The organism is Sphingopyxis granuli NBRC 100800, assembly GCF_001591045.1.
GTDB lineage: Bacteria > Pseudomonadota > Alphaproteobacteria > Sphingomonadales > Sphingomonadaceae > Sphingopyxis > Sphingopyxis granuli.
This window is the reverse complement of sequence record NZ_BCUA01000111.1, coordinates 1-9,794: the sequence shown is the minus strand read 5'-3', so window position 1 is coordinate 9,794 and position 9,794 is coordinate 1. Positions and strand designations below refer to the sequence as shown.

8 protein-coding genes are annotated in these 9,794 nt (G+C 68.0%); 6 read left to right on the top strand and 2 right to left on the bottom strand.

Annotation, left to right across the window (positions count from 1 at the left end; genetic code table 11):
* Window positions 1-159 precede the first annotated feature (159 nt).
* The 5 genes from SGR02S_RS17630 to SGR02S_RS17610 all read left to right on the top strand — a co-directional run bounded on the left by SGR02S_RS17630 (window position 160) and on the right by SGR02S_RS17610 (window position 6,444).
* Entirely contained in the window at window positions 160-1,287 is a 1,128-nt protein-coding gene (locus tag SGR02S_RS17630; RefSeq protein ID WP_067113055.1) for a phosphoserine transaminase, read from the top strand.
* Window positions 1,288-1,408: 121 nt separating this feature from the next.
* Complete coding sequence (gene serA / locus SGR02S_RS17625) at window positions 1,409-2,995, top strand: phosphoglycerate dehydrogenase (protein WP_067113067.1); 1,587 nt, start codon at window positions 1,409-1,411, stop codon at window positions 2,993-2,995.
* A 147-nt stretch (window positions 2,996-3,142) separates the two neighbouring features.
* Window positions 3,143-4,258, top strand: coding sequence for an ATP phosphoribosyltransferase regulatory subunit (locus SGR02S_RS17620; protein ID WP_067113047.1), 1,116 nt, complete (start codon window positions 3,143-3,145; stop codon window positions 4,256-4,258).
* A 247-nt stretch (window positions 4,259-4,505) separates the two neighbouring features.
* Window positions 4,506-5,795 carry an adenylosuccinate synthase gene (locus SGR02S_RS17615; protein ID WP_067113039.1) on the top strand — a complete coding sequence of 430 codons (1,290 nt, stop codon included), beginning with the start codon at window positions 4,506-4,508 and terminating at the stop codon, window positions 5,793-5,795.
* A 46-nt stretch (window positions 5,796-5,841) separates the two neighbouring features.
* Entirely contained in the window at window positions 5,842-6,444 is a 603-nt protein-coding gene (locus tag SGR02S_RS17610; RefSeq protein ID WP_067113037.1) for a ferric reductase-like transmembrane domain-containing protein, read from the top strand.
* Here SGR02S_RS17610 and SGR02S_RS17605 read toward each other — a convergent pair.
* Window positions 6,441-7,325, bottom strand: coding sequence for a haloalkane dehalogenase (locus SGR02S_RS17605; protein ID WP_067113035.1), 885 nt, complete (start codon window positions 7,323-7,325; stop codon window positions 6,441-6,443). The two genes, SGR02S_RS17610 and SGR02S_RS17605, sit on opposite strands and share 4 nt — an antisense overlap.
* A 96-nt stretch (window positions 7,326-7,421) precedes the next feature.
* Between SGR02S_RS17605 and SGR02S_RS17600 the strand changes: the two genes are divergently transcribed.
* Window positions 7,422-8,012 (top strand): NADPH-dependent FMN reductase, encoded by a 591-nt coding sequence (locus SGR02S_RS17600; protein ID WP_067113033.1) that lies wholly within the window; start codon window positions 7,422-7,424, stop codon window positions 8,010-8,012.
* On the opposite strand, the gene SGR02S_RS17595 is transcribed toward SGR02S_RS17600, so the two are convergent.
* Window positions 8,009-9,322 carry a spinster family MFS transporter gene (locus SGR02S_RS17595; protein ID WP_067113031.1) on the bottom strand — a complete coding sequence of 438 codons (1,314 nt, stop codon included), beginning with the start codon at window positions 9,320-9,322 and terminating at the stop codon, window positions 8,009-8,011. The two genes, SGR02S_RS17600 and SGR02S_RS17595, sit on opposite strands and share 4 nt — an antisense overlap.
* Window positions 9,323-9,794: the final 472 nt, after the last annotated feature.

Sequence of the window (9,794 nt, the reverse complement as noted above, 5' to 3'; positions counted from 1 at the left end):
GCGATGCCCCTCTATTCTCGGCGATGGAGATCGGCGGGCGAAAGCCCCCGCATCGCCGCCGCCCGCACAAATCATTTGACAGTTGCGCCCTCCTCCTTAAACGCGGCGCCGGGCCACGCGGTCCCAACGCCGCGCGTGCTCTCTGTAAGGAGAGTTGACATGACTGAAGTGCGTAAACCGCAGGCCAAGCCTGCGCGCCCCTTTTTCTCTTCCGGTCCCTGCGCCAAGCCGCCGGGCTGGTCCCCCCAGAAGATCGCTACTGAATCGCTCGGCCGTTCGCATCGTGCGAAGATCGGCAAGGCGCGTCTCGCCCTTTGCATCGACCTGATGCGCGAGATGCTGCGCCTGCCCGACACGCACCGCATCGGCATCGTCCCCGGATCGGACACCGGCGCGTTCGAAATGGCGATGTGGACGATGCTGGGCGCGCGGCCGGTCACGGCGCTGGCCTGGGAAAGCTTCGGTGAAGGTTGGATCACCGATGCCGCGAAGCAGCTCAAGCTCGACCCGACGGTCGTCCGCGCCGATTACGGCCAGCTTCCCGACCTGAACCAGGTCGACTGGTCGAATGACGTGCTGTTCACCTGGAACGGCACCACCAGCGGCGTGCGCGTGCCGGACGGCGACTGGATCGCCGCGGACCGCGAAGGCCTGTGCTTCGCCGACGCGACCAGCGCCGTGTTCGCCTATGACCTGCCGTGGGACAAGATCGACGTCGCGACCTTCAGCTGGCAGAAAGTGCTGGGCGGCGAAGGCGCGCACGGCGTGCTGATCCTCGGCCCACGCGCGGTCGAGCGGCTCGAAAGCCACACCCCCGCATGGCCGCTGCCCAAGGTGTTCCGCCTGACGAAGGGCGGCAAGCTGACCGAGGGCGTGTTCAAGGGCGAGACGATCAACACCCCGTCGATGCTCGCGGTCGAGGATGCGATCTTCGCGCTCGAATGGGCGAAGTCGCTCGGCGGGCTCGACGGCCTGAAGGCGCGCAGCGATGCGAACGCCGCGGCGCTCGACGCGATCGTTGCGGATCGCGACTGGCTGAGCCACCTCGCGGCCGATTCGGCGAGCCGGTCGAAAACCTCGGTCTGCCTGTCGGTCGCCGGCGCGGACGCGGATTTCATCAAGAAATTCGCCGGCCTGCTCGAAGCGGAGGGCGCGGCCTATGACATCGCGGGCTATCGCGATGCCCCGCCGGGCCTGCGCATCTGGTGCGGCGCGACCGTCGATACCGCCGACATCGAAGCGCTCGGGCCGTGGCTCGACTGGGCCTACGCCGAACTGTCGGCGTGACGCTCCCTCTTTTCCGTTGGCCCTGAGCTTGTCGAAGGGCCGCCCTTTTCTTCCGACGTCCAAAAAGAAGAACTGTCCTTCGACAGGCTCAGGACGAACGACGCTTTTGAAAGTCATCGAAATGACCACACCCAAAGTCCTCATCAGCGACAAGATGGACCCCAAGGCCGCGCAGATATTCAAGGAGCGCGGCATCCAGGTCGACGAGATCACCGGCAAGACCAGGGACGAACTGATCGCGATCATCGGCGATTACGACGGCCTCGCGATCCGCTCGGCGACCAAGGTGACCGCCGACGTCCTCGCTGCCGCGACCAATCTGAAGGTCGTTGGCCGCGCCGGGATCGGCGTCGACAATGTCGACATCCCCGAAGCGTCGAAGAAGGGCGTCGTGGTGATGAACACGCCTTTCGGCAACAGCATCACCACCGCAGAGCACGCGATCGCGATGATGTTCGCCCTTGCCCGCCAGATTCCGGAAGCAAATGCGCTGACGCAAGCAGGCAAATGGCCGAAGAATGATTTCATGGGCGTCGAACTGACGCAAAAGACGCTCGGTCTGATCGGCTGCGGCAACATCGGCAGCATCGTCGCCGAGCGCGCGCTGGGCCTGAAGATGAAGGTCGTCGCCTTCGACCCCTTCCTGACCCCCGAGCGCGCGATCGAACTGGGCGTCGAGAAGGTCGACCTCGACACGCTGCTGGCAAAGGCCGACTTCATCACGCTGCACACGCCGCTGACCGATCAGACCCGCGGCATCCTGTCGAAGGAGAATATCGCCAAGACCAAGCCGGGCGTGCGCATCATCAACTGCGCGCGCGGCGGCCTGATCGACGAGGCGGCGTTGAAGGAAGCGCTCGATTCGGGCCATGTCGCGGGCGCCGCGCTCGACGTCTTCGCGACTGAACCGCCGGCTGCGGACAATCCGCTGCTCGGTACGCCGAACTTCATCTGCACGCCGCACCTCGGCGCCTCGACCGACGAGGCGCAGGTCAATGTCGCGATCCAGGTTGCCGAGCAGATTTCGGACTATCTGCTGACCGGCGGCATCACCAACGCGCTCAACGTCCCCAGCCTGTCGGCCGAGGAAGCGCCCAAGCTGCGCCCCTATATGAGCCTTGCCGAAAAGCTCGGCAGCCTCGTCGGCCAGCTCGCGCACGACAATCTGACCACGATCTCGGTCGAGGTCGAGGGCGCGGCGGCCGAGCTCAACATGAAGCCGATCACCGCCGCGGTGCTCACCGGCCTGATGCGGCGCTATTCGGACAGCGTGAATATGGTCAACGCCCCCCACCTCGCGCGCGAGCGCGGGCTGGACGTGCGCGAGGTGCGCCACGACCGCGAGGGCGATTACCAGACGCTCGTCCGCGTCACCGTGGCGACCGAGGCGGGCGATCGGTCGGTCGCGGGCACGCTGTTCGGCAACAACGAACCGCGCCTCGTCGAGATGTTCGGGATCAAGGTCGAGGCCGACCTCGATGGCCATATGCTCTATATCGTCAACGAGGACGCGCCCGGCTTCATCGGCCGCATCGGCACCGCGCTCGGCGAGGCGGGGCTCAACATCGGCACCTTCCACCTCGGCCGCCGCGCCGCGGGGGGCGAAGCGGTGCTGCTGCTCAGCCTCGATTCGCCGATGCCCGAACCGCTGCTGTGGCAGGTCTGCCAGCTTCCCGGCGTGAAGACGGTGAAGGGACTGACGTTTTAAGCCAGCTTTTCAAATCCCGTTCGCATCGAGCGAAGTCGAGATGCCCATCGATGAAACGCTTCCCTTCGGGGTGTCTCGACCAGGCTCGACACGAACGGATTTCGAGGTCGGTTGAATCCCTGCCTTCACCCTCCTAAGGCCAGCGCCATGACCAAGGCCCCCGCCCTGCTTCCCGAAGGCCTCCGCGACCGCCTGCCGCGCCAGGCGGAGGCGGCGTCGCGCGTGACGCGCGCGCTGGTCGATGCGATGCGCGCGCACGGTTACGGCCGCGTCGCGCCGCCGCTCGCCGAGTTCCGCGAGACGCTGAGCGGCGACGACGCCCGCGCGGCGCGCGACCTGCTGCGCTTCACCGACCCGGTGTCGCAGCGCACGCTGGCGCTGCGTCCCGACATCACGCGGCAGGTCGGGCGCATCGCCACTTCGCTGCTCGCCGCCGCGCCGCGCCCCCTGCGCCTCTGCTACGCGGGGCAGGTGGTGAAGCTGCGCGCGAGCCAGCTTCGCCCGGCGCGCGAGATGCTGCAGGTCGGCGCCGAACTGATCGGCAGCGACAGCGTCGCGGCGGCGCGCGAGATCGTCTCGGTCGCGATCGACGCGCTCGACGCGGCGGGGATCGGATCGGCGACGATCGACTTCACCCTCCCCGACGTCGTCGACCTGCTCGCCAGCGGTCCGTTGCCCGTCGCCGCCGACCGCGAAAACCTGCGCGACGCGCTCGACGCCAAGGACGCGGGCGCGCTCGTCCGTCTCGGCGCCGAGGCCTATCTGCCGCTGCTCCGCGCGACCGGGCCGTTCGACCGCGCGCTCGCCGACCTGCGCGCATTCGACCGCGACGGCACGCTGGCAAGCCGCCTCGACGCGCTCGAGGCGATCGCCGCGCCGATCCGCCAGCGCGCCGCGCTGACCCTCGATCCGACCGAGCGCCACGGCTTCGCCTATCAAAGCTGGTTCGGTTTCCAGATCTTCGTTCCCGGCCACGGCGACGCGATCGGCCGCGGCGGCGGCTATGCGATCCCGCTCGGCGAAGAACAGGAAGAACCGGCGGTCGGCTTTTCGCTCTATCCCGACCCGCTGATCGACGACGGCCTGGGCGCCGCGAACGAGGCCGAGCGCCGCATCTTCCTGCCGCTGGGCCACGACGCGGCGCTTGCCGCCAGCCTGCGCGCCGACGGCTGGCGAACGATCGCCGCGCTCACCGACGCCGACGAGGCCGGACGACTCGGTTGCGGGTGGAGCCTGGGGCCCGACGGGCCGGTCGCGGTATAGAGCATCATGCCTTAAATATGCACCGTTTGCCCTGAGCTTGTCGAAGGGCCGTTCTTTCTATCAGGCGCCGCAGAAGAAGGACGGTGCTTCGACAAGCTCAGGGCAAACGACCTTGGGGGTGTTCCCCTGCACGACCGGGACCCGGCACGGACCCACTGCATATTCCACGCCCCGCCCCTTGCCTCTGCGGCCAAATCCGCTAAGCCCGCGCCGGGCCGGACCGGGCCGCATTCAGCAGGACAGCATCATGGCAAATGTCACCGTCATCGGGTCGCAATGGGGCGACGAGGGCAAGGGCAAGATCGTCGACTGGCTCGCCAATCGGGCCGACGCGGTCGTCCGCTTTCAGGGCGGGCATAACGCCGGCCATACGCTCGTCGTCGGCAACCAGACCTACAAGCTGTCGCTGCTGCCCTCGGGCATCGTCACCGGCACGCTGTCGATCATCGGCAACGGCGTCGTGCTCGATCCGTGGGCGCTGCGCGACGAGATCGCCAAGCTGCGCGGCCAGGGGGTCGAGATCAACCCCGACAATTTCGCCATTGCCGACAATTGCGCGCTGATCCTGCCCTTTCACCGCGACCTCGACGCGCTGCGCGAGACGGCGGCGGGCGCGGGGAAGATCGGCACCACCGGGCGCGGCATCGGCCCCGCCTATGAAGACAAGGTCGGCCGCCGCGCGATCCGCGTCTGCGACCTTGCGCACCTCGACCATCTCGAACCGCAGATCGACCGCCTGACCGCGCACCACGACGCGCTGCGCGCGGGCTTCGGCGAGCCGCCGATCGACCGCGAGCGCCTGCTCGCCGACCTCGCCGAGATCGCCGACTTCGTGCTCGAATATGCGCAGCCGGTGTGGAAGCGGCTGAAGAAGGTGCGCAAGGCGGGCGCGCGCATCCTGTTCGAGGGCGCGCAGGGCGTGCTGCTCGACATCGACCACGGCACCTACCCCTTCGTCACCAGCTCGAACACCGTCAGCGGCACCGCGGCGGCGGGCTCGGGCCTCGGCCCCTCGGCGGTGGGTTTCGTGCTCGGCATCGCCAAGGCCTATACGACGCGCGTCGGCAGCGGCCCCTTTCCGACCGAACTGGAGGACGAGACCGGCCAGCAGCTTGGCGAGCGCGGGCATGAATTCGGCACCGTCACCGGCCGCAAGCGCCGCTGCGGCTGGTTCGACGCGGTGCTGGTGCGGCAGAGCTGCGCGGTATCGGGCGTCACCGGCATCGCGCTGACCAAACTCGACGTGCTCGACGGGTTCGAGAAGGTGCGCATCTGCACCGGATACCGCCTGCACGGCAAGATCCTCGACTATTTCCCGAGCCACGCCGCCGATCAGGCCGCGGTGGAACCGATCTACGAGGAGATGGAGGGCTGGGCCGAATCGACCGCGGGCGCGCGCAGCTATGCCGACCTGCCGGCGCAGGCGATCAAATATATCCAGCGCGTGCAGGAACTGATCGAAACCCCGATCGCGCTCGTCTCGACCAGTCCCGAGCGCGAGGACACCATCCTGATCCGCGATCCGTTCAGCGACTAGGAAGCGCGCGCGAACGCGCTATAACCCTGCCATCGGGAGGGGGCCTATGGCGACGCGAACCGATGGATGGAGCGAAGGCGGGCGGCTGCTGATCCTGCTGATGGCGATGCTGCTCGTGATGAGCGCGATCGTCCTCGCCATCGCGGGCAGCGGAATCGACGGCACGCGCATGCTGATCCGCGCGAGCGCGCGCTCCTCGCTTCTCCTGTTCGTCGCCGCCTTCACCGCCGGTGCGCTCTTCCGGCTGCGGTCGACGCCGGCAACACGCTGGACGATCCGCAACCGGCGCTGGCTCGGGCTCGGTTTCGCCTTCTCGCACCTCATCCACCTGCTCGCCATCTTGTGGCTGTTCGGCGCCTATGGCGACCGGACACCTCCGCCCCCGATCTCGACGCTCGTCGGCGGGGGAATCGCCTATGTCTTCATCGCCCTGCTCGCGGCGACCTCGTTCGACGGCGCCGTGCGGACGCTCGGCACAAAGAACTGGCAGCGGCTGCACAAGGCCGGCGTCTGGTACATCTGGCTGATCTTCATGGTCAGCTATGGGGGCCGCGCGGCGATCGCCCCGATGTATATCCCGCCGGCGCTACTGCTGATCGCCGCCGCCGCGGTCCGGTTCGTTCCGGCGCGAAAGAGGGCGACTGCCTAGCGCGCCGCCGCCACGTCGCGGATCGCGGCGACGAAGCCCGCGGGGTCATTCTCCTGAATGAAATGCCCGCCGTGCAGCGTGCGGTGCGCCATGCCGCGCGCGCCGGGGATGCGCTCGACGAACAGCGCATCGCCGCCGCGTGTGATCGGATCGCCATCGGCAAAGCAGCACAGGAACGGCTTGTCGAATGCCTCCAGCGCCGCCCACGCCCGTTTCTGGTCGGGCACCGCGACATTGTCGCCCAGCGGCACGAAAGACGGGAAGATACGCGCCGCAACCTTCGACGCGCGCGTCGGAAAGGGCGCGTCATAGGCGGCGATTTCCTCTGGTGTCAGCGACCGCTTCGCCCCGGCATTGACGATGCGCCCGATCGGAAAGACCGGGCTGTATCGCGAAAAGGCGCGCCAGATCGCAAAGGCGCGCGGCGCCGGCTGCCCCTCGGGCAGGCCGCCGTTCGACAATGCGACGCCGGCGAACCGCTCGGGCATTTCCGCCATCAGCCGCAGGCCGATCAGCGAACCCCAGTCCTGACAGGCGAGGATGATGTCCTTCAGATCCAGTGCCTCGATCCACTGCCGCATCCACGCGACCTGCTGCGCATAGCTGTAGGCCGATGCCTCGAGCGGCTTGTCGGACCGGCCAAAGCCGATCAGGTCGGGCACGACGACGCGAAACCCGGCATCGACCGCCGGACCGATCATCTTGCGATACAGATACCCCCAGGTCGGCTCGCCGTGGAGCATCAGCACCGGCCGCGCCGCGGCGTCACCTTCGTCGACATGATGGACGCGCAGACCGTCCGCGATCTCGACATATTGCGGCGCAAAGGGCCAGTCCGGCAGCCCGGCGAACCGGTCGTCCGGCGTGCGGTATACGCGCATATCCTTCTCCCCCACTTCTCCCCGATCCAGCTTAGACACGCGCCCGGCAGGCGCAACCCGCTTCCGTTCGGGCGGCAGACGTGGCACGAGAGGCGCATGAGCCGCGTCATCCTCGTCTTCTACGGCAGCTATCGCCAGGACCGGCAGGGCATCAAGCTCGCCCGCTGGATCGTCGAAGCCCTCGCCGCGCGCGGCGACCGCGCCGAACTGGTCGATGCGAAGGCCGTCGACCTGCCGATGCTCGACCGGCGGCACAGCGACTATCGCGAGGGCGAAGCGCCCGCGGCGATGGCCGCGCTGGCCGACCGGATCGCGGCCGCCGACGGCTTCGTCTTCGTGGCGGGCGAATATAACGGCGGCCTGCAGCCGGGGCTCAAGAATCTCGTCGATCATTATCTGCCGCAGTTCGCGTGGCGTCCGGCCGCGGTCGCGTCCTACTCGGCGGGCCCCTTCGCCGGCATCCGCGCCGCGACGGCGTGGCGCACCACGCTGGGCGCGATGGGCATGGTCGTCACCTCGACCCCGCTCAGCCTGGCGCGGATCGGCGGCGCCTTCGATACCGCGGGCCTGCCCGCGGGCGAGGACGGCGGCCGGCTGATCAAGGCCTTTCCGCGCTTCGCCGACGATCTGTGCTGGTGGATCGACGCGGCGAAAGCGCAGCGCGCCGCCGAGCGTCCGCCCTTCTAACCCGTCTTGAGCTCCGCCGTCAGGCGCAGGCTGGCACGCCAGAAGAAGAAGGCGGGGATCAACCCCAGCCACGCGGCGCCGTACAGGACATAGCGCACGCTTTCCCCGCCGACGCTCGGCACCAGTGCGTCGGACAACACGCCGAACAGGAAGGGCCCGAACCCGAGCCCGATCAGATTCTGCCCGAACAGCATGATCGACGCCGCGACCGCGCGCGCCTGCGGCCGCACCAGTCCCTGCACACAGGCGTAGGCGGGGCCGTAATAGGCCGAATTGACGATGCTGGGCACGATCAGCAGCGCCATCGCGACCCGCCAGTCCTCCATATAATAGCCGAGGAACAGCAGCGGCGCGACGATCGCCATGCCATAGGCCGGAAAGGTCAGGATATGCCGCTTGTCGCGCCGGCCGAAGACGTCCGCCACCTTGCCGCCCAGCCAGGTGCCGAACGCCGCCGCCAGTCCCAGCACCACGGCCATCGACAGCCCCGCTTCGGTCGTCGACAGGCCGTGGCTGCGGATGAAGAAGCTGATCGTCCACAACGCCTTGCCATAGCCGAGGAAGGCCGTCACCGACGCCGCGATCAGGATATAGACGAAGGCGCGCGAAGCGAAGACCTCCTTGAGCGCCGCACTTGCGGGAAGCGCCGCGGGCGCGGAAGCGGCGGTCGCCTCCGCGACGCGGTGATGGCGCGGCTCGCGCATGACGAAGAGCACGACGAGCGCGAGGATCAATCCCGGCAGGCCCACGAGCATCAGCGCGATGCGCCAGCCATAAAGGTCGTTGACCACGCCGCCGAGGATCAATCCGAGCAGCGAGCCGACCGGGACGCCGAGGCCGTAGAAGGCGATCGCCGACGAACGCTTCGCCGCCGGCACGCTGTCGGTGATCAGCGAATGCGCCGCCGGGGTGCAACCCGCCTCGCCGACGCCGACGCCGATCCGCGCGAGGAGAAGCTGCACGAAATTCTGCGCAAGCCCGCACACCGCGGTCATCACCGACCAGATGGCGAGCGCCAGCGCGATCAGCCGGACGCGGTTCGTCCCGGCCCGGTCGGCATGGCGCGCGATCGGGATACCGAGCAGCGCATAGAAGACCGCAAAGGCCGGACCGGCGAGCAGCCCGAGTTGGGTGTCGGTCAGGCCGAGGTCGCCCTTGATCGGTTCGGCAAGGATGTTGACGATCTGCCGGTCGAGGAAATTGAAGATATAGACGATCAGCAGGAGCCACAGCGTCGCGCGCGTCCCCGTGCCCATGCCGTCCGTGGGCGGCGACCCGAGCCCCGGTGCAAGGGCAGATTTATCGTTCATTCGTCTCTCCGCCGCCATGGGTGCAGAGGCCGAACGAGCGTGTCAATGGCGCTGAAAGCCGCGCGAAAGACCGCGCGGGCCTTGCCGTTACGGCGACCGGGCCCGCGTGCAGCAAAAAAATGGGGATGCCCCATCCGCCATATCCGCTCCGCGGCAAAAGCCGGGGTCCAGACGGGGCGGCGCCATCGGGCATGGTCCGCCTGTCGCCGGGAAACCGGAACCGCTCCATGTATCGAGGGAGATGCGCCGAAAATTTCGCTGGCCCCGGGGCACCACCCGAACCGGCACGAAAAGCGCCGGAGCAGCGAGTGCTAAATCCGAACCGCCCTCTTCCGTTTGTGCTGAGCTTGTCGAAGCACCGTGCTTCTTCTTGCGGCGCCAAAGGAAAGAACAAGCCCTTCGACGGGCTCAGGGCAAACGGTTCGGACTTAAGGCACGGCGCTCAAGACTCTGATGACTTTAGATTGACCCA

Bases quoted from the DNA above. Each gene is read 5' to 3' on its own strand.
- SGR02S_RS17620 (WP_067113047.1), top strand. From the start codon at position 3,143: ATGACCAAGGCCCCCGCCCTGCTTCCCGAAGGCCTCCGCGACCGCCTG.
- SGR02S_RS17630 (WP_067113055.1), top strand. From the start codon at position 160: ATGACTGAAGTGCGTAAACCGCAGGCCAAGCCTGCGCGCCCCTTTTTC.
- SGR02S_RS17600 (WP_067113033.1), top strand. From the start codon at position 7,422: ATGAGCCGCGTCATCCTCGTCTTCTACGGCAGCTATCGCCAGGACCGG.
- SGR02S_RS17605 (WP_067113035.1), bottom strand. From the start codon at position 7,325: ATGCGCGTATACCGCACGCCGGACGACCGGTTCGCCGGGCTGCCGGAC.
- serA (WP_067113067.1), top strand. From the start codon at position 1,409: ATGACCACACCCAAAGTCCTCATCAGCGACAAGATGGACCCCAAGGCC.
- SGR02S_RS17595 (WP_067113031.1), bottom strand. From the start codon at position 9,322: ATGAACGATAAATCTGCCCTTGCACCGGGGCTCGGGTCGCCGCCCACG.
- SGR02S_RS17615 (WP_067113039.1), top strand. From the start codon at position 4,506: ATGGCAAATGTCACCGTCATCGGGTCGCAATGGGGCGACGAGGGCAAG.
- SGR02S_RS17610 (WP_067113037.1), top strand. From the start codon at position 5,842: ATGGCGACGCGAACCGATGGATGGAGCGAAGGCGGGCGGCTGCTGATC.